Source organism: Embleya sp. AB8 (genome assembly GCF_049739465.1).
Taxonomy (GTDB): domain Bacteria; phylum Actinomycetota; class Actinomycetes; order Streptomycetales; family Streptomycetaceae; genus Embleya.
The window spans coordinates 92,143-110,084 of sequence record NZ_JBMHHY010000015.1 but is presented as its reverse complement, the minus strand read 5'-3'; the positions used below and the strand labels follow the sequence as shown (position 1 = coordinate 110,084).

General features: G+C 72.5%; 17 protein-coding genes. 13 read left to right on the top strand and 4 right to left on the bottom strand.

Annotation, left to right across the window (positions count from 1 at the left end; genetic code table 11):
- Nucleotides 1–141 precede the first annotated feature (141 nt).
- From fdxA to ABIA38_RS23055, 4 genes are all read left to right on the top strand, one after another.
- Nucleotides 142–468 (top strand): ferredoxin, encoded by a 327-nt coding sequence (gene fdxA / locus ABIA38_RS23070; RefSeq protein WP_424640829.1) that lies wholly within the window; start codon nucleotides 142–144, stop codon nucleotides 466–468.
- Nucleotides 469–555: 87 nt separating this feature from the next.
- On the top strand, nucleotides 556–1,638 hold the full coding sequence (dapC, locus tag ABIA38_RS23065) for a succinyldiaminopimelate transaminase (RefSeq protein ID WP_424640828.1): 1,083 nt from the start codon (nucleotides 556–558) through the stop codon (nucleotides 1,636–1,638).
- A gap of 51 nt (nucleotides 1,639–1,689) precedes the next feature.
- The gene (dapE, locus tag ABIA38_RS23060) at nucleotides 1,690–2,751 is read left to right on the top strand and encodes a succinyl-diaminopimelate desuccinylase (RefSeq protein ID WP_424640667.1); all 1,062 of its coding nucleotides are present in this window, start codon (nucleotides 1,690–1,692) and stop codon (nucleotides 2,749–2,751) included.
- Between the two features lie 2,076 nt (nucleotides 2,752–4,827).
- A complete protein-coding gene (locus ABIA38_RS23055; protein WP_424640666.1) occupies nucleotides 4,828–5,613 on the top strand; it encodes a TIGR00730 family Rossman fold protein in 786 nt (261 codons plus the stop codon).
- A gap of 92 nt (nucleotides 5,614–5,705) precedes the next feature.
- Here ABIA38_RS23055 and folP read toward each other — a convergent pair whose 3' ends face one another.
- Nucleotides 5,706–6,518 carry a dihydropteroate synthase gene (gene folP / locus ABIA38_RS23050; protein WP_424640827.1) on the bottom strand — a complete coding sequence of 271 codons (813 nt, stop codon included), beginning with the start codon at nucleotides 6,516–6,518 and terminating at the stop codon, nucleotides 5,706–5,708.
- Between the two features lie 205 nt (nucleotides 6,519–6,723).
- Between folP and ABIA38_RS23045 the strand changes: the two genes are divergently transcribed.
- On the top strand, nucleotides 6,724–7,299 hold the full coding sequence (locus tag ABIA38_RS23045; protein WP_424640665.1) for a DivIVA domain-containing protein: 576 nt from the start codon (nucleotides 6,724–6,726) through the stop codon (nucleotides 7,297–7,299).
- Nucleotides 7,296–7,874, top strand: a complete 579-nt coding sequence (locus tag ABIA38_RS23040) for a DNA-3-methyladenine glycosylase I (RefSeq protein WP_424640664.1) — start codon at nucleotides 7,296–7,298, stop codon at nucleotides 7,872–7,874. Before ABIA38_RS23045 ends, ABIA38_RS23040 begins: the two co-directional genes overlap by 4 nt.
- A 473-nt stretch (nucleotides 7,875–8,347) precedes the next feature.
- Here ABIA38_RS23040 and ABIA38_RS23035 read toward each other — a convergent pair whose 3' ends face one another.
- Nucleotides 8,348–9,145 (bottom strand): enoyl-CoA hydratase/isomerase family protein, encoded by a 798-nt coding sequence (locus tag ABIA38_RS23035; protein WP_424640663.1) that lies wholly within the window; start codon nucleotides 9,143–9,145, stop codon nucleotides 8,348–8,350.
- A gap of 281 nt (nucleotides 9,146–9,426) precedes the next feature.
- Between ABIA38_RS23035 and ABIA38_RS23030 the strand changes: the two genes are divergently transcribed.
- Nucleotides 9,427–9,594, top strand: a complete 168-nt coding sequence (locus tag ABIA38_RS23030) for a DUF3117 domain-containing protein (protein ID WP_078976897.1) — start codon at nucleotides 9,427–9,429, stop codon at nucleotides 9,592–9,594.
- Nucleotides 9,595–9,725: 131 nt separating this feature from the next.
- On the opposite strand, the gene ABIA38_RS23025 is transcribed toward ABIA38_RS23030, so the two are convergent.
- Nucleotides 9,726–10,412, bottom strand: coding sequence for an O-methyltransferase (locus tag ABIA38_RS23025; RefSeq protein ID WP_424640662.1), 687 nt, complete (start codon nucleotides 10,410–10,412; stop codon nucleotides 9,726–9,728).
- Nucleotides 10,413–10,725: 313 nt separating this feature from the next.
- Here ABIA38_RS23025 and sigE point away from each other — a divergent pair, with 313 nt between their 5' ends.
- From sigE to ABIA38_RS23000, 5 genes are all read left to right on the top strand, one after another.
- Nucleotides 10,726–11,343: an RNA polymerase sigma factor SigE gene (gene sigE / locus ABIA38_RS23020; RefSeq protein WP_052174094.1), complete on the top strand. Its 618-nt coding sequence runs from the start codon at nucleotides 10,726–10,728 to the stop codon at nucleotides 11,341–11,343.
- 104 nt (nucleotides 11,344–11,447) lie between these two features.
- Nucleotides 11,448–12,062 carry an anti-sigma factor family protein gene (locus ABIA38_RS23015; protein ID WP_424640661.1) on the top strand — a complete coding sequence of 205 codons (615 nt, stop codon included), beginning with the start codon at nucleotides 11,448–11,450 and terminating at the stop codon, nucleotides 12,060–12,062.
- A gap of 197 nt (nucleotides 12,063–12,259) precedes the next feature.
- Nucleotides 12,260–14,176 (top strand): S1C family serine protease, encoded by a 1,917-nt coding sequence (locus ABIA38_RS23010; RefSeq protein WP_424640660.1) that lies wholly within the window; start codon nucleotides 12,260–12,262, stop codon nucleotides 14,174–14,176.
- Between the two features lie 184 nt (nucleotides 14,177–14,360).
- Nucleotides 14,361–14,840, top strand: a complete 480-nt coding sequence (locus tag ABIA38_RS23005; protein ID WP_424640659.1) for a sec-independent translocase — start codon at nucleotides 14,361–14,363, stop codon at nucleotides 14,838–14,840.
- A gap of 239 nt (nucleotides 14,841–15,079) precedes the next feature.
- The gene (locus ABIA38_RS23000) at nucleotides 15,080–15,724 is read left to right on the top strand and encodes a hypothetical protein (RefSeq protein ID WP_424640658.1); all 645 of its coding nucleotides are present in this window, start codon (nucleotides 15,080–15,082) and stop codon (nucleotides 15,722–15,724) included.
- 64 nt (nucleotides 15,725–15,788) lie between these two features.
- On the opposite strand, the gene ABIA38_RS22995 is transcribed toward ABIA38_RS23000, so the two are convergent.
- Nucleotides 15,789–16,937: an Mrp/NBP35 family ATP-binding protein gene (locus tag ABIA38_RS22995; protein ID WP_424640657.1), complete on the bottom strand. Its 1,149-nt coding sequence runs from the start codon at nucleotides 16,935–16,937 to the stop codon at nucleotides 15,789–15,791.
- Between the two features lie 82 nt (nucleotides 16,938–17,019).
- Between ABIA38_RS22995 and ABIA38_RS22990 the strand changes: the two genes are divergently transcribed.
- Nucleotides 17,020–17,901: an amidohydrolase family protein gene (locus ABIA38_RS22990; RefSeq protein WP_424640656.1), complete on the top strand. Its 882-nt coding sequence runs from the start codon at nucleotides 17,020–17,022 to the stop codon at nucleotides 17,899–17,901.
- Nucleotides 17,902–17,942: the final 41 nt, after the last annotated feature.

The window sequence follows — 17,942 nt, the reverse complement described above, 5'->3', positions numbered from 1 at the left end:
ATGTCTGCCGACCCGTTCCCGACCTACGGGTAAGGGCCACCTGCTAGGAGTAGGCCCCGGCCCACCGCGATACTAGTTGTGGGCACCGACGTTGCCGCGCTCCCGCGCACCCTGTACCGCCCGCATGAGGAGGAACCCGACGTGACCTACGTCATCGCGCAGCCCTGCGTCGACCTGAAGGACAAGGCATGCATCGAGGAGTGCCCCGTCGACTGCATCTACGAGGGTGAGCGTGCGCTGTATATCCACCCGGACGAATGCGTCGACTGTGGAGCCTGCGAGCCCGTCTGCCCGGTCGAGGCAATCTTCTACGAGGACGACACCCCGGAGCAGTGGAAGGACTACTACAAGGCGAACGTGGAGTTCTTCGACGACCTCGGTTCTCCCGGTGGCGCGTCGAAGATGGGTCTGATCGCCAAGGACCACCCGCTGATCGCCGCGCTGCCGCCACAGCAGACCGGCGAGTAGAGCGTCGTGACCCTTTCGCACAACGGTGCGGAAGCGTCCGCCGACCCCGCCGCCGCGCGGGGTCGGCCGGCGCGTCGTGTCACCGACCTGCTGCCCGTCTTCCCGTGGGACCGGCTCGAGCCGTTCGGGGCGACCGCGCGGGCCCATCCGGACGGCGTGGTCGACCTGTCCGTGGGCACGCCCGTCGACCCCACCCCGGAGCTGATCCGCGCCGCGCTGTGCGCCGCCGCCGACTCGCCGGGATATCCGACCGTCTACGGCAGGCCCGAGCTGCGCGAGTCGATCGCGGCGTGGCTGCGCCGCCGGCTCGGCGTCACCGGTGCGAACCCGGACGCGGTGTTGCCGGTGATCGGGACGAAGGAACTCGTCGCGGCGCTGCCCAACCAGCTCGGCCTGGGCCCGGGCGACACGGTCGCGCACCCGGCGCTGGCGTATCCGACGTACGACGTCGGCGCGCGGCTGGCCGGGGCCACCCCGCTGCCGGTCGTGGACGGCACGCTGCCGGATCCCTCGGGTGTCCGGATGATCTGGCTGAACTCGCCGGCCAACCCGCACGGCGCGGTGCGCTCGGCCGCCGAACTGCGGGCGATCGTCGAGTGGGCCCGGGCGCACGACATCCTGGTGGTGTCCGACGAGTGCTACATCGAACTGTGCTGGGACACCCAGGCGGTCTCGGTGCTGCACCCGGACGTGTGCGGCGACTCGCACGAGGGCCTGCTGGCCGTGCAGTCGTTGTCCAAGCGCAGCAACCTGGCCGGTTACCGGGCGGGCTTCGTCGCGGGCGACCTCGCGGTGATCCGCGAACTGCTCGCGGTACGCAAGCACTCGGGGCACATCGTGCCCGGCCCGGTGCAGGCGGCGATGACCGTTGCCTTCGCCGACGACGAGCACGTGGCGGTACAGAAGGCCCGCTACGCGGCGCGGCGTTCGGCGCTGCGCGGCGCGCTGGAGGCGGCCGGCTTCCGGATCGAGCACTCGCAGGCGAGCCTCTACCTGTGGACCACGCGCGACGAGGACTGCTGGGACACGGTGGCCTGGTTCGCCGCGCGCGGGATCCTGGTCGCGCCGGGCGACTTCTACGGTCCGCTGGGCAACCGGCACGTACGGATCGCGTTCACCGCGACCGACGAGCGGGTGGCGGCGGGGGTCGAGCGCCTGAAGCGGGACTGACCGGATCGTGTGGCGAACTGCCGCGTCCGGGGCGGGGATAGGCTGCGCGGTATGACCGTGAAGCTCGATCTGTCCCAGGACGCGGCAGCGCTCACCGCGCAACTCGTCGACATCCCCTCCGTCAGCGGCGACGAGAAGGTGCTCGCCGACGCGGTCGAGGCGGCGCTGCGGGCGTATCCGCATCTGACCGTGTTCCGGGACGGGGACTCGGTCGTCGCGCGCACCGAACTCGGCCGGGCCGAGCGGATCCTGATCGCGGGCCACCTGGACACCGTGCCGATCGCGGACAACCTGCCGGCCCGGATCGAGGGCCCGCTGATGTACGGGTGCGGCACGTCGGACATGAAGAGCGGCGTCGCGGTACAGCTGCGGCTCGCCGCGCGGTTGGCGGCGCCCAATCGCGACGTCACCTACGTGTTCTACGACTGCGAGGAGGTCGACGCCGCGCGCAACGGGCTGTTGCGGCTGGCGAACAACCACCCCGAGTGGCTGGTCGCGGACTTCGCCGTGCTGATGGAGCCGACGGGCGGCGCGGTCGAGGGCGGCTGCCAGGGCACGTTGCGGGTGCGGATCGGCACGACCGGGACGCGCGCGCACTCGGCCCGCTCGTGGCTGGGCGAGAACGCGATCCACGCGGCGGCGCCGATCCTGGCCCGGTTGCAGGCGTACGAGCCGGCCAGGGTGGTGATCGACGGCCTCGAATACCGCGAGGGGCTGAACGCGGTGGGGATCGAGGGCGGCGTCGCGGGCAACGTGATCCCGGACGCGTGCGCGGTGACGGTCAACTTCCGCTTCGCGCCGAACCGCACCGTCGAGCAGGCGACCGAGCACGTGCGCGAGGTGTTCGCCGGCTTCGACGTGATCCGTACCGACGCGGCGGAAGGCGCCCTCCCGGGCCTGGACCGCCCCGCGGCGGCGGCCTTCGTGACGGCGATCGGCACCGAGCCCCGCGCCAAGTTCGGTTGGACGGACGTGGCCCGCTTCTCCGCACTCGGCATCCCGGCGGTGAACTACGGCCCGGGCGACCCGAACCTGGCCCACAAGCGGGACGAACACGTGGAAATCGCCCTGATCGGAGCGGCCGAGGAGCGGTTGCTGCACTGGCTGGGGTAGGGGTTGTCGGCCTCTAGCGCCGGCCGGGCTGGGTTTGGCCTCTAGCGCCGGCCGGGCTGGGTTTGGCCTCGAGCGCCGGCCGGGCTGGGGTTGGCCTCGAGCGCCGGCCGGGCTGGGGTTGGCGTCAAGCGCCGGCCGGGCTGGGTGACCGGGCCTTTGGCCGAGGTGGCCTCAGGCGCGCTTGGGTGGGCTGGTTTGACCCGGCCTTCGGCCGAGGTGGCCTCAAGTGCCGGCCAGGCTACTTGGCCTCAAACGCCGGCCGGGCTGGATTTACCCGGCCTTCGGCCGAGGCAGCCTCAAACGCCGGCCGGGCTGCTTGGCTTCGAGTGACGGCGTTCGGCGGGGCCGGGTCGTGGTGGGTGCCGCCGTGTCGTCGTTGCACGTCCCCTCCGGGGCCGGGTCTTTGCTTGGTGCTTCGCATCCGTTGTTGCCCGTCCACTACGTGGCCGTTGCTGCCCTGGTCGGCTTTGCTGGTTCGTGGTCGGGGGCGGTTGGCCGCTTGGGCGTCGGGGTGTTGGGCTGCTGGCGTGGTGGCCCTGGGTCCGTTCGGCGGGGCCGGGTCGTGGCGGCTGGCCACCGTCTCGTCGTTGCACGTCCCCTCCGGGGCCGGGGTTTTTTCTTGGTGCTTCGCATCCGTTGTTGCCCGTCCACTACGTGGCCGTTACCGCCCTGGTCGGCATCCCCTGACTCGTGGTCGGGGGCGGTTGTGCGTGGGGCGTCGGGGGGGGGGTCGGCCGCTGCGCAGGCGTTCGGGCCTTGCTGGGTTTGGGTGGCGGGTGTTGCGGTGTGCATGTGGGCCGCAGGGTCGGGGTCTTGGGTCGGGTGTGTGTCCGGTGCTCGGTTTTCCAGCGGGGTGCGCGGCCTTTTCTGCCTTGTCGTGCCTCGGTTTCGGCTCGGGGAGCACGAAACCCGCACTCGCCGGCCCGCGCAGATGCGGGTGCCGGGTAAAACCGCAGGTCGCGCTTCGTCTCGAGCCTTGGGAGTCTCGTCGGGATCCGTTTTCGGGCCCGAGGAGAGGGCGGGAGCCGTGAGGGGCTGCGAGACGCGGCATGGCCACCGACCGCCGGGGGCCGCCGCCGGGACAACGGCTCCCGACCGCGAGTCGGAGGAAGTCGACCAGGGCAGTGACGGCCACGTAGTGGACGGGCAACAACGGATGCGAAGCACCAAGAAAAAACCCCGGCCCCGGAGGGGACGTGCAACGACGAGACGCGGGCAGCCGCCACGACCCGGCCCCGCCGAACGGACCCGGGGCCACCGCGCACCGGCCCAACATCACGACGCCCGAGCGGCCGACCGCCCCCGACCACGAACCAGCAAAGCCGTCCCGGGCAGTGACGGCCACGTAGTGGACGGGCAACAACGGATGCGGAGCACCAAGCAAAGACCCCGGCCCCGGAGGGGACGTGCAGCGACGAGGCGGTGGCAGCCGTCACGAGTCGGCCCCGCCGAACGGACCCGGGGCCACCGCGCACCGGCCCAACATCACGACGCCAAGCGGCCAACCGCCCCCGACCACGAACCAGCAAAGCCGTCCCGGGCAGTGACGGCCACGTAGTGGACGGGCAACAACGGATGCGAAGCACCAAGCAAAACCCGGCCCCGGAGGGGACGTGCAACGACGAGACGGCGGCCACCACCACGACCCCGCCCCGCCGAACCGACCCAGGGCCACCCCGCACCAGCCCGGCGAATACAGCCCGCCGCCGACCTGGTTGCGGCGCGTGTTCTGTCGTGCCCACGGATGGTTGCTTGGCCGGCCCTGGCAGGGTCCTTGTGCGCGCTCCCGCCTCCGGCCTCCCGCTCCCGCCTCCCGCTCCCGGCCCCCGCTCCCGCCTCCCGCTCCCGCCTCCCGCCTCCGGCCTCCCGCTCCCGCCTTCCGCTCCCGGCCTCCCGCTCCCGCCTTCCGCTCCCGGCCTCCCGCTCCCGGCCCCCGCTCCCGCCTTCCGCTCCCGCCTCCCGCTCCCGGCCCCCGCTCCCGCTCCCGCGCTCCTTCCTGGGCTCGGGTTTGGGGTTTGGCGGGTGATCCCGTCGTAAATGCGATCGGGTTTTGGTTCGGCGTGGCAGGGTGGCCGGATGGATGCGCGATTTGCTCCGGAGGAGCCGCCCGAGTTTGCCTCGCCCAGTGAGGTGGAGGAAGAGCACCCCGGCATGGGACACCTCGGTACCGAGGCGTGGCGGGTGTTGCGGATTCAGACCGAGTTCGTGGACGGGTTCGGCATGCTCGCCGATCTCGGGCGCGCGGTCAGTGTGTTCGGGTCCGCGCGGACCAAGCCGGGGTCGGCCGAGTACGTGATCGGCGAGCGGGTCGGTCGGGCCTTGGCCGAGGCCGGCTACGCGGTGATCACCGGCGGCGGCCCCGGTGCGATGGAGGCCGCCAACAAGGGTGCCCGGGACGCCGGCGGGCAATCCGTGGGCGTGGGTATCAAGCTGCCGTTCGAGGCCGGGCTCAATCCGTACGTCGACCGGGGCATCACCTTCCGCTACTTCTTCGCCCGCAAGACGATGTTCGTCAAGTACGCGCAGGGCTTCATCGTGCTGCCCGGCGGCATCGGCACGCTGGACGAGTTGTTCGAGGCGCTCACCCTGGTCCAGACCGGCAAGGTCACCCACTTCCCGGTGGTGCTGATCGGCCGCGACTACTGGACCGGCCTGATCGACTGGGTGCGCGACGTGGTGATCGCCCAGGGCAAGGCGTCGCCGGCCGACCTGGACCTGATCCGGATCACCGACGACGTGGACGAGGCGGTGCGGATCATCCGGGACGCCGACCTGGAGTGCTCGAAGATCGAGGCCGAGTCCCGCGCGGACAAGGCCGCCGCCGAGCGGCGCGCCGGTGGTGGCGGAGCGATCGCCACCTGACGGGTACGGAGCGGGAGCTCCGCCGCGTGCGGGCGACGTTTCGGCGCCCGTGCCATCCCCACGGGGCGCGGGCGCCGTTGTACGTGCGCCGGTCAGGCCAGTGCGCGGCGGGCCACGGCGGGCTGTCGGATGCCGTGGATCGAGGACACCATGTCGAGCACCTGGCGGGTCTCGGCCACCTGGTGCGCGCGGTAGACCCGGGCGCCCAGCCACGCGCTGACGGCGGTGGTGGCCAGCGTGCCGAGCAGGCGCTCGTTCACCGGCTTGTCCAGCGTCTCGCCGACGAAGTCCTTGTTGGACAGCGATACCAGGACCGGCCAGCCGGTGTCGACCATCTCGCCGAGTCGGCGGGTCGCCTCCAGCGAGTGCCGGGTGTTCTTGCCGAAGTCGTGCCCGGGGTCGATCAGGATCGCGTCCCGCCGCACCCCGAGGCGCGCGGCCCGCTCCGCGAGGCCGACCGTGACGTCCAGGATGTCGGCCATCACGTCCACGTAGCCGATCCGGTGCGGCCGGGTGCGCGGTCGGGCGCGACCGGCGTGCGTGCACACGATGCCCACGTCGTACTTGGCGGCCACCTCGGCGAGCTTGGGGTCCACGCCGCCCCACGCGTCGTTCATCAGGTCCGCGCCGGCCGCGCAGACCGCCTCGGCCACCTCGTGCCGCCACGTGTCGACGCTGATCACCACGTCGGGATGGCGGCGGCGCACCTCGGCGACGAACGAGACGGTCCGCCGGATCTCCTCCGTGACGTCCACCTCGGCGCCCGGGCCGGCCTTGACCCCGCCGATGTCCACGATCCCCGCGCCCTCGGCGATCGCGCGCTCGACCGCGTCCAGGGCGGGTCGATCGTCGAACGTCGCACCCTTGTCGAAAAACGAGTCCGGCGTCCGATTGATGATCGCCATGATCACCAACTCGTCGCCACCGAACTCCCGTCGTCCCAGCCTCAGCGTCGTCACCCCGTCGACCTCTCCCACCACGCCCTGCACGTGCCACCTGACCCCCTGATCGTGGCACGATCGTCCCGTGCGACGACCCGGGGGCTTCCCGAAGCGGCCCGGAGCGGACACCCGTCCCAGCAGCTGCACCATCGTCGAAGGGGAGCCGTCCGTGTTCTGGATCCAGCTTGTCGTGGTGACCGGGGTGATCCTCGTGATCGCCTCGGTCGTGCTCGGGGCGGGTGGCTCCCTTCCCGACGCCTACCGCGAGCAGCCCGAGCTGCGGATGCCCGGCGACCGCCCGCTCACGAGCGCGGACGTGGACCACATCCGGTTCCCCGTGGTCTTTCGCGGCTACCGGATGAGCGAGGTCGACCTGGTGCTCGATCGGCTCACCGGCGAACTCGCGGCGCGTGACGCGCGGATCCTGGAGCTGGAGTACAAGATCACCGGCACCATGCCGGCCGGCGTCACGGTCACCGTGCCGGGCGCGGCGCCCGGGGCGGGGGCGAGTGCGCTCGGCGCCGGTCGGGTCGCCCCGCCGCCGCGCGCGTCGGGTACCACGCTGTCCCTGGAGAAGCCCGCCGCGGCCGAGCCGACCGAGGCCGGCCCGCAGATCGCCGCCGACCCGGGGGCGGACGCGGCGGAGCAGCCCGAGGCGCCGGCCGCCGAGGTCACCCCCGAGGCCGCCGCAGCCGCCGACGCGGACGCCGCGTCCGCCGAGGCGAAGGGCGACCCGAAATCGTGACCGTCGTCGGCGGTCCGGTCGCGGGACCGGACGGATTGCTGCGCTGCCCGTGGGGCGCCACCGGCCCGGAGGACTATCGGGTCTACCACGACACCGAGTGGGGCGTCCCCGTGCACGGCGAGGACAAGCTGTACGAGCGCCTGTGTCTGGAGGCGTTCCAGTCCGGGTTGTCCTGGCTGACCATCCTGCGTCGGCGGCCGGGCTTCCGGGCCGCCTTCGCGGACTTCTCGATCGCCGAGGTGGCGGGGTTCGACGACACGGACCGGGCGCGGCTGCTCGCCGACGAGGGGATCATCCGCAATCGGGCCAAGATCGACGCGGCGATCGCCAACGCACAGGCGGCGCAGGCCCTCCAGGGCGGTCTGGACGCGCTCGTCTGGTCGTTCGCACCTTCCGGGCGGCGAAAGGCGCCCAAGGCCCTGTCGGACGTACCGGCGGTCACCGACGAGTCCACCGCGCTGGCCAAGGAACTCAAGCGCAAGGGTTTCCGATTCGTCGGCCCGACCACGGCCTACGCCCTGATGCAGGCGTGCGGCCTGGTCAACGACCACCTCAAGGGCTGCGTCTCCCGCTAGGGCTTGAGGACACGCCCTGGCCCGGCGCCCGGCCTTCGGCACCCGGTCCCCGGTACGACGAGACGAAGCGTCGAGCCGGACGCCACACCCGGCACCGGCGGCGTACGGCTGCCGGATCGCGGTCCGTCGGATCGCGGTCCGCGCGGTCGGGCCGGGCCGGGCGAACCGGCGTACACCTGCCGCGACGGCACCGGATGTTGCCCGGCGCCGCCCCGGCCGAGGATGCGAGGGCGTTCGTCGGCCCGGCCCCGGCCCACGCTCCGTCGGGCGCGAGCCGGGGCCGGGAACCGGTGGGGCGTGCCCGCGGCCACGGCGCCGGGGATCACCCGGCACGGCGTCGGTCGGGGAACCCGGGCGCGGACGCTTTCGGTTCCCCGGCCCGATCGCCGCCCACGCGCCCGCGCGCCGACGCGGGCCGGGGTCGGGAAGCCGGGTGCGCCTGCCGCTGGGTGCGGCCGGGTGCGGCGACCGGGTCAGCGGCCGGTGAAGTTCGGCTGCTCCTTGGCCACGAACGCGGCCACCGCGATTTTGTGGTCCTCGGAGCTGCCCGCGCGCAGTTGCAGTTCGTCCTCCTTGGCCAGCGTCTCCACCAGCGAGTGTGATGCGCCGTAGGCCACCGACTCCTTGAGCGCGGCCAACGCCACCGTCGGGCCCTCGGCCAGGCGGCGGGCCAGATCCAGGGCCGTGTCGGCGACCTGATCCGCCGGGACGACCCGGTTGGCCAGGCCCAGTTCGAGCGCCTCGGCGGCCTTGATCGTGCGCGGCAACATCAGCAGTTCGAGCGCCCGGGCCTGACCGATCAGGCGCGGCAGGGTCCAGGACGCGCCCGAGTCGGCGGTCAGCGCGACGCCCGCGAACGCGGTGTTGAACCCGGCCGTGTCCGCCATGATCCGGAAGTCGCAGGCCCACGCGATCGCCGCGCCGGCTCCGGCCGCAACGCCGTTGACCGCCGCGACCACCGGCTTGGCCATCGTGGCCAGCGCGGTCACCAACGGGTTGTAGTGCTCGCGCACGGTCGCGAAGGTGGCCTCGGGACTTGTCGCCAATTGGCGAATATGCGCTTTCAGGTCCTGACCGACACAAAACGCCCGACCGCTGCCGGTCAGCAGGACGGCCCGGACGTGTCGATCCGCCGCCGCGCGCAGGATCGCGTCGCGCAATTCGATCTTGGTCGGCTCGTCCAGCGAGTTCATCGCGTCCGGCCGGTCCAGCGTGACGGTCGCGACTCCGTCGACGAGTTCGTAGCGCACGTTCTCGGCCTTGTCGGTCATGACTTGCCTCCACATCAGATGCATCGCCGCAGGTGGGATGTGCACAGCATGCCGGACCGAGCGGCCGGGCCGACGCCCGGCCCTGACGGTGTGTCAGCTCGATTTCGAGCCGGGACGGACCGGCTCATTCCGCGCCGTACGGACGGGGTTCGAGAGGTCGACGGGACCCGATGTTGCTCACCCCACCGTTCGATGCGGGATAATGGTCCCTGATCAATGCTCTCGAAGACCGGTGGCCGGTTTGAGCACCGGTGCGTCGATATGCAGGAAGGGGAACGAGCATGGCGGCCATGAAGCCGCGGACGGGCGACGGCCCGCTCGAGGTGACCAAGGAAGGGCGGGGCATCGTCATGCGCGTTCCGCTTGAGGGCGGTGGACGGCTCGTAGTCGAGCTGTCGGCCGATGAGGCCGGCGCCCTGAGCGAGGCGCTGAAGAACGCCGTGGGCTGACCCCCAGGGGCGACGCCCTCGACGAAAGTCGTGATGCGACGGCCCCGGCGCGGACATGGAGACTCATGTCCGTACCGGGGCCGTCGGCATGCTCCGGACCGGGTCGCGGTCGGCCCCGCCCGCGCTCGGGCTCAGCCTCGCCGGGCCGCGCACAGCAGCCCGTCGCCGACCGGGAGCAGTGCGGGCACCAGCGCCTCGTGCTCGCGGATCACCCGCAACACGTCGCGCACGGCGGCGGTCTCCGCGTCCCGGTGCGCCGGATCGGCCACCCGGTCGTGCAGCAGCGCGTTGTCGAAGCAGACCACGCCGCCCGGTCGCAGCAGGCGCATCGCCTCGGCCAGATAGTCCAGGTATTCGAGCCGGTCGCCGTCGCAGAACACCAGGTCGTAGCCGCCGTCGGCGAGCCGGGGCAGCACCTCCAGGGCGCGGCCCGGGATGAATCGGGCGCGTCCGCTGGGGAAGCCGGCCTCGGTGAAGGTCTCCTTCGCGAGCCGCTGGTTCTCCGGGTCGGCGTCGACGGTGGTGAGCACCCCGTCGGCACGCATGCCGCGGAGCAGGTAGAGGCCGGAGACCCCGGTCCCGGTCCCGATCTCGGCGACCGCCTTGGCCTCCACCGCGGCGGCCAGGAAGCGCAGCGCGGCACCGCCGCCCGGACCTATCGGGACCACGCCGACTTCCCGGGCGCGGGCGCGGGCGCCCGCGAGGACGGCGTCCTCGCCGACGTACTCTTCCGCGAACGCCCAGCTCGCCTGGCGATTGCCGGAAATGGCTTCCTCCTCTGTCCCGACCGCCCGTACGCGTCTCGACGGGTCGGCCACCTGAGCGCAAGGGTATTACCGAGGGGTCACCCACCCGGCCGGGGAGCGCCGCACGAGTGCGGCGGACCGCTCGGGAAGCGGTCGGCGCGGATCGGGGAACCCGGGCCGGGGTCGGTTCGTTGGCCCCTTCGGAAGACAGGTGAACACGAGGCTCGTGGTCTCGCGGCACCGCAGGTGGGTTGGGATCGGGGCCCGGCGCCCTTATCCGGGCTTAACAGGCAGGACGCTTATGGTGGTTGCGCTACTCGGAAGAGGAGGTGTGGCAGTGGTCGACCACCGCGGGGAACAATCCTGTACCCGCGACGCGTCGCCGATGCCGGATCACGTGGCCGAAGCCGCAAACGCAATCAGCAGCCCAGCCCAGGCCGAATGGGTCCCGCCGTCGTGGGAGGACATCGTCCGCACCCACTCCGCCCGGGTCTATCGGCTCGCCTACCGCCTCAGCGGCAACCCGCACGACGCGGACGACATCACCCAAGAGGTGTTCGTCCGAGTGTTCCGATCGTTGTCGAGCTACACGCCCGGCACGTTCGAGGGTTGGCTGCACCGCATCACCACGAACCTTTTCCTCGACATGGTTCGGCGCCGTCAGCGCATCCGCTTCGAGGGTCTGGGCGACGACGCGGGCGAACGCCTCGCCGGTCGTGAGCTCTCTCCCGCGCAGGCATATGACGACGCCCACCTGGACGCGGACGTCCAGCAGGCGCTGGACGCGCTCGCTCCGGAGTTCCGCGCCGCGGTCGTGCTGTGTGACATCGAGGGCCTGTCGTACGAGGAGATCGCCACCACGCTCGGAGTGAAACTCGGGACCGTGCGCAGCCGCATCCACCGCGGCCGGTCCCAGCTTCGCGCGGCGCTGCGGCATCGTGCTCCCCGGAACAAGGCAGGCCAGGAGACGGCTGCGGAGGTCCGGACCACGGTGCGGAGATGAGGGACCGTGACCAGTGAGCCCGGCGACCGCTTGGGCAGGGGGGTAGTGAGTGCCACACGGGTGGGGCGCGCCGCGACCCGACGTGTGGCATGCGAGGTGGGGACATGAGCCACCTCGAGGACAAACTCGCCGCCTATGTGGACGGCGAGCTGGGCCACGAGGCCCGGGAGAAGGTGCTGGCGCACCTTGCCGAATGCGCGGAGTGTCGCGAGGCGGCGGAGGAACAGCGCCAGGTGAAACAACTGCTCGGCAAGGTGCGTCAGCCGGGTCCCTCGGAGGACCTGATGGCGCGCCTGCTCGCGCTCGGCGAGTCGGCCGGGGAACCTCCGCCGCCGCCGGCGGGGGATCGTTTCACCTTCCCGGCCGCCGGGCGACCGGCGGCCTCGGCACGTGTGCGGACGCGCGGGACCGGCCCGCGCGGCGGCCGACCGGGCAACATGCCCGAGCGGGTGCGGCCGCCGGTGAGCCGGCGGCGGTTGACGTTCGCCGCCGCGGGCGCGTTTTCGATGATGGCCGTCGCGCTGAGCAGCGCGTTCGTGCCGGGCGGGACCAGCGGCGGCACCGAGGGACGGCCCGCGGCTCCGGCCGTGGAGCGTTATCTCGTGGAGCAGGCCGCGAGTACGACCGCGTTGCCGCCCAGGGCTCCTCGGCACCCCGTACCGGTGCTGGCGGGGACACCGCTGGCGGTGTCGGTACAGCAGGTCGACGTCCGGCACTGAGCCGGTCGGTCGGCGCGCCCGAGCGGGTCCGGTCCCGCCGGGCGGCCCCGCCGCGGTGCGTTCGCGCGGCCGGCGGGGCGTGGCGGGGATCCGCGCGGCCGGCAGCACACCCATCGACACTCGACACCCGCCAGACTGTGGCCGTGTCGGAGAAGCAGCAGGTGCCCGGCACACCGGGAGCGGTAGGAAGGCACACGATGAGCGACGCATACGGCCGCGGGGGAGCGGAGCCGCCGCGAGGCGACGACGCGCGCGTCCACGAGGTGGAACCGGCGGCCTTCCCACGCGTGTCCACGGAGGCCGGAGCGGACGCGCGCCCCGAGGCGACGACCTCGGCCGACCCGCCCGGCGAGGCGCGCGTCGGCGATGGCGGCATCGGGGGTACGGGCGGGGCCGAGTCCGCCGAGGAGTCGGCGACCGAGGTGCGGCCCGTGCTCGGCGCCGAGGCGGAGGGCCTCGCCGGGCAGCCGGCCGAGGCCGGCTCGCGGGGCGCGGGCGCCGGCGGCCCGGTCGGCGAGTCGGCGGCCGAGGTGCGGGCGCAGGACGGCGTTTCGGGTCCGACCGAGGGTCTCGGTGGACGGGATGCCGGTGACGGCGAACCCGTGGCGTTTGCGGATCGGCCGTCGTTGGTGAAGGAGACGCCGAGCGATCCCGCCGCGGAGCCGGCGGCGTTCGGCGCGGCCGGGCCCGGGGGGCGGGACGCAGTCGCCGGTGTGGCGCACGGGACCGCCGAGTTGCCCAGTGCGGACGATCCCGCCTACGACCCGTTCGCACCGCCGCCGCAGCCGCCGCCGGTCGCGCCGCAGTGGCCGGGGCAGCCGTACGGCGCGCCGGTCGGCGGGCATCCCGGGCCGTACGGCGCGCCGGTGGGCGGGCAGCCGGGCTACGGGCCGTACGGGCCGCACCCCTCGTATGCCCCACAGGCGGCCTACGGGCCCTATCAGGCCGTGCCGTACGGCTATCCGGTCCCCGGGGACATGACCGGGGCCGGTGGGCCCACAGCGGACCTCGGCAAGCGTTACGGGAAGCGGCTCGTGGGGTGGGCCGCCGCGCTCGCGCTCGTGGCCGGGCTGATCGGCGGCGGCATCGGTGCGTGGGTCGCGGATCGACACGACACCAAGGTGCGCCTCGGCAACCCGCCCCCCACCGGGCCGGCCCGGGGCAAGGACACCATCGCCGGGCTGGCCGGCAGCACGCTGCCCGGCGTCGTGTACATCCACGCCAAGACCGGTCGCGGCGAGGCCACCGGCACCGGTTTCGTACTGGACACGGCCGGCGACATCCTGACCAACAACCACGTGGTCGAGTCGGCCGCGTCCGGCGGCACGATCACGGTGACCTTCAACGACGGTCAGCAGACCACCGCGTCGCTGGTCGGCCGGGACACCGGCTACGACCTCGCGGTGATCCGGGTCTCCGGCGTGCAGGGGCTGCACCCGCTGCCGCTGGGCAACTCCGACGGCGTCCAGGTCGGCGACCCGGTGATCGCCATCGGCGCCCCGTTCAACCTGGAGGGCACCGTCACCTCCGGGATCATCAGCGCCAAGGACCGCGCGGTCAGCGCGGGCACCTCGGGCAGCGACGTCTCGTACATCAGCGCGCTGCAGACCGACGCGCCGATCAACCCGGGCAACTCGGGCGGGCCGCTGATCGACGCGGCGGGTTCGGTGATCGGGATCAACTCGGCGATCCGCTCGGCCGGCGGCGGCGGGCAGGGCAATCCGTTCGGCGGGCAGCAGGAGGCGGGCAGCATCGGCCTCGGCTTCGCCATCCCGATCAACCAGGGGCGTCGGGTCGCGCAGCAGTTGATCGACACCGGCAAGGCGTCCCACCCGGTGATCGGCGTCACACTCGACGTCGCCTACCAGGGCGACGGCGCGCGGATCGCGCCGCAGGACGTCAAGGGCACGCCGCCGATCCGGGCCGGCGGCCCGGCCGAGAAGGCCGGCCTCAAGCCGGGCGACGTGATCAAGGCGATCGACGGGCGCAAGGTGCACGACGCCAACGAGCTGATCGTGGCGATCCGGGCGAAGGCGCCGGGCACGGTGGCCAAGCTGACCATCGACCGGGACGGGGCCGAGCGCACGGTGGAGATGACCCTCGAAGCCGGCTGACAAGCCGGATGACCCGGACATGACGTACGCATGGCCGGGTGATCACATCTTTCGACGATCGGCACCAAACGGAGGGTTCGGGACAGGCGGCACCTTCCGCACCGGGAGCCGACGACTACTCTGAGGGGGTTCGGTCGGCCGACCGAACCCCCTCGCGCAATCTCGTGGAGTCCAGGTGTTCGACGTGGGTGCACCCGAGATGGTCGTGCTCGTCATCCTCGCGATCGTCATCTTCGGGCCGGAGAAGCTGCCGAAGATGATCGCCGACGTGGCCCGCACCATTCGCAAGTTCCGCGAGTTCTCGTCCGGGGCCCGGGCGGACCTGAAGAAGGAACTCGGTCCGGAGTTCCAGGACATGCACCTCGAGGACCTGAACCCGAAGACCTTCGTCCGCAAGAACCTGATGGGCGACGGCGACGACGACCTGGGGATCCGGGAGCTGCGCGACTCGCTCGGCAAGGACTTCGCCGACATCAAGGGCCTGACGAGCGGCAACCTGTTCGACCCGGACGTGCCGGAGGCGGCCTACCCGCCGGCGCCGCGCCGGGAGAGCGTCGGCCCGTCGCTGCGCAAGGACACCGACGGTCCCTCGCTGCGCAAGGACACCGGCGGCTCCCGGGTCGTGCCCGGCGAGCGCCCGCCGTACGACGCCGACGCGACCTGACGCGCCGCCCCCGCGCGCCCGACGCCCCGCTGCGCCCCGGCGCGCGCGGTGCCGGGTCGCGCGCGCATTCGGGCACTATGTAGCCGAAGTACACGGGCGGTGTGTGGTCGGTGACTCGGCGGATACATGTATCGGATGATCGGTCCACCCGCGATCGTCGGGGGAGGTGGACGCCGGGCATGGCATACCGAGGCGGCCGGCGGCGCCGTCGCGCCGCGCGAGAGGACCTGAGGCGGAGCATGGACACAATCAGCCACGCGGGCGAGGCGTTGCCCGCCGACGAGGCCGGCAAGCCCGACCTGCTGGCGGACTACCTGGGTGCGGATTTCCCCTGGTACGGCCTGGACGAGGGCTGGAACGGGCGGCGTTGGTTGTCGTCGGTGTGCAAGGGCCGGCGCACGATCGAGTACGGCACGCTCGGTCACGGCGACCTGCCGAGTCGGCGGCCCGGTGACCCCACGCCCCGGCGGTTCGTGTCCGTGGTGACCGTGCCGCAGCGTCCCAAACGACCGGCCGGGGACGGCACCGGGCAGATGGAGGCGACCTCGAAGGCGAGCGCGGCGTCACTTGCCGGGGTGGCGTTGCTCGCGGACAGTTGGCCGTGGCAGTTGGACCGGGAGACCCGGGCGGAGTGGCTGGACCAGCAGACCAACATCGCCTGGGACCTGTCCGACAACCTGCCCGGACCGGGCTGGACCGACCTGGCGATCCCGGTCGACGGGGTACCCGCGCGGTTTCGCTATCGGGAATCGGCCTACGGGTGGGTGCTGGCGGGGGAGAGCGCGGGTGTCTACCTCGGGGTGTACGGGCGAGGGGCGAGCGCGTACGGCCTGGGCCTGTCCCGTTCGGTGAACCTGCACAAGTACACGATGCCGGACTCCTGAGCGGCCGGCGCCGATCTCGGGGCGGGCCCGAGATCGGCGCTCACGTGCGACGAGGCGTCCGGGATCAGAAGTTGCGCAGCGGGGTGAGCCCGAGCTGGAGGCCGGACAGGCCGCGCTCGCGACCGCCCAGCTTGGCCGCGATCGCGCTCAGGGTCAGGGCCGCGGGCGATTCCGGCGCGTCGATGACAACCGGGCGGCCGGTGTCGCCGCCCTCGCGCAGTCGGGTGTCGATCGGGATCGAGCCGAGCAGCGGGACCTTGGTGCCGGTGGCCGCGGACAGCCCGTCGGCGACCCGCTGCCCGCCGCCCGAGCCGAACACGTCGACCATCTCGCCGCAGTGCGGGCACGGCAGCCCGGCCATGTTCTCGATCACGCCGGCGATGGTCTGCCGGGTCTCCACGGCGATCGTGCCCGCGCGCTCGGCGACCTCGGCGGCGGCCTGCTGCGGCGTGGTCACCACCAGGATCTCCGCGTTGGGCACCAACTGGGCGACCGAGATGGCGATGTCGCCGGTGCCCGGCGGCAGGTCGAGCAGCAGCACGTCCAGGTCGCCCCAGTAGACGTCGGCGAGGAACTGCTGCAGGGCGCGGTGCAACATCGGGCCGCGCCAGACCACCGGCGCGTTGCCCGGGGTGAACATGCCGATCGAGATCACCTTCACGCCAAGGGCGGACGGCGGCATGATCATGTTCTCGACCTGGGTGGGCTTGCCCTCCGCGCCGAGCATGCGCGGCACCGAGTGGCCGTAGATGTCCGCGTCCACGACGCCGACCTTGAGCCCCTGCGCGGCCATCGACGCGGCCAGGTTCACCGTCACCGAGGACTTGCCGACGCCGCCCTTGCCGGAGGCCACCGCGTAGACCCGGGTCAGCGAGCCGGGCCGGGCGAACGGCACCTCGCGCTCGGCCTGACCGCCGCGCAGGTTGCTCGCCAGCTCCTTGCGTTGCGCGTCGCTCATCACGTCGAGTTCGACCGCGACCGAGGTCACCCCGGGCAGCGCGGCGACCGCCGTCTCGACCCGGCTGATGATCGTCTCGCGCATCGGACAGCCGCTGACGGTCAGGTAGACCGCGACGTCGATCCGTCCGTCGGCGTGGATCTCGACGGATTTGACCATGCCCAATTCGGTGATGGGTCGGTGGATCTCGGGGTCCTGGACGGTCGCCAGCGCATCCTGGACGTCGTCCGCCGAGGGCAGGGTTGCAGAAGCCATACCGTGAGCTTACGACTCCCCCGACGGAAGCCTCTGAGAGCATCGATCTTCGAGCCGAAGAGCCGAACGGGGAGGTGGCCGCGTGACGAGTGGGGCCGAACGGGCGCGGGTGGCCGAGTTTCGTCGGGAACTGGGTCTGACGTCGTTGCTCGACGTGCATACGCACTTCATGCCCAAGCGGGTGCTGGACAAGGTCTGGGCCTACTTCGACGCGGCCGGGCCGCTGCTCGGCCGGCCCTGGCCGATCACCTACCGCCTCGACGAGGACGAACGGGTCGCCACGCTGCGCGGTTTCGGGGTCTCGGCGTTCACCTCGATGTTGTATCCGCACAAGCCCGAGATGGCCGTGTGGCTGAACGCGTGGGCGCGCGAGTTCGCCGAACGTACGCCCGACTGCCTGCATACGGCGACGTTCTTCGCCGAGCCGGGTGCGGCGAAGTACGTGCGCGAGGCGATCGACGCGGGCGCGGTGGTGTTCAAGGCGCACGTCCAGGTCGGCGGGTGGGATCCGACCGATCCGCTGCTCGAGGACGTGTGGGGCACGCTCGCCGACGCGGGGACGCCGGTGGTCGCGCACTGCGGGTCCGGGCCGGTGCCGGGGGCGCACACCGGGCCGGAGCCGATCGCCCGGGTGCTGGCCCGGCATCCGCGACTGCGGCTGATCGTGGCGCACATGGGGATGCCCGAGTACGGCGAGTTCCTGGACCTGGCCGGGCGCTACCCGGGCGTGCATCTGGACACCACGATGGCGTTCACCGACTTCGTCGAGGAGCACCACCCGTTCCCGCCCGCCGACCGGCCGAGGCTGCTGGACGCGGCGGATCGCATCCTGTGGGGCAGCGACTTCCCGAACATGCCGTACGACTACGCCGAGGCGCTGCACGCGCTGACCCGGTTGGAGCTGGGCGACGACTGGCTGCGCGCGGTCTGCCACGACAACGCGGCCCGGTTGTTCGGGCGGTAGCCGGCGCCGCGCCGCTCGGGCGCGCGGAAAACGGGTGCCGG

What these genes read in the sequence shown, in the direction of transcription:
- dapE (WP_424640667.1), top strand. Translation starts at nt 1,690, where the DNA reads ATGACCGTGAAGCTCGATCTGTCCCAGGACGCGGCAGCGCTCACCGCG.
- ABIA38_RS23055 (WP_424640666.1), top strand. Translation starts at nt 4,828, where the DNA reads ATGGATGCGCGATTTGCTCCGGAGGAGCCGCCCGAGTTTGCCTCGCCC.
- folP (WP_424640827.1), bottom strand. Translation starts at nt 6,518, where the DNA reads ATGGCGATCATCAATCGGACGCCGGACTCGTTTTTCGACAAGGGTGCG.
- ABIA38_RS23035 (WP_424640663.1), bottom strand. Translation starts at nt 9,145, where the DNA reads ATGACCGACAAGGCCGAGAACGTGCGCTACGAACTCGTCGACGGAGTC.
- ABIA38_RS23030 (WP_078976897.1), top strand. Translation starts at nt 9,427, where the DNA reads ATGGCGGCCATGAAGCCGCGGACGGGCGACGGCCCGCTCGAGGTGACC.
- sigE (WP_052174094.1), top strand. Translation starts at nt 10,726, where the DNA reads ATGCCGGATCACGTGGCCGAAGCCGCAAACGCAATCAGCAGCCCAGCC.
- ABIA38_RS23015 (WP_424640661.1), top strand. Translation starts at nt 11,448, where the DNA reads ATGAGCCACCTCGAGGACAAACTCGCCGCCTATGTGGACGGCGAGCTG.
- ABIA38_RS23010 (WP_424640660.1), top strand. Translation starts at nt 12,260, where the DNA reads ATGAGCGACGCATACGGCCGCGGGGGAGCGGAGCCGCCGCGAGGCGAC.
- ABIA38_RS23000 (WP_424640658.1), top strand. Translation starts at nt 15,080, where the DNA reads ATGGACACAATCAGCCACGCGGGCGAGGCGTTGCCCGCCGACGAGGCC.
- ABIA38_RS22995 (WP_424640657.1), bottom strand. Translation starts at nt 16,937, where the DNA reads ATGGCTTCTGCAACCCTGCCCTCGGCGGACGACGTCCAGGATGCGCTG.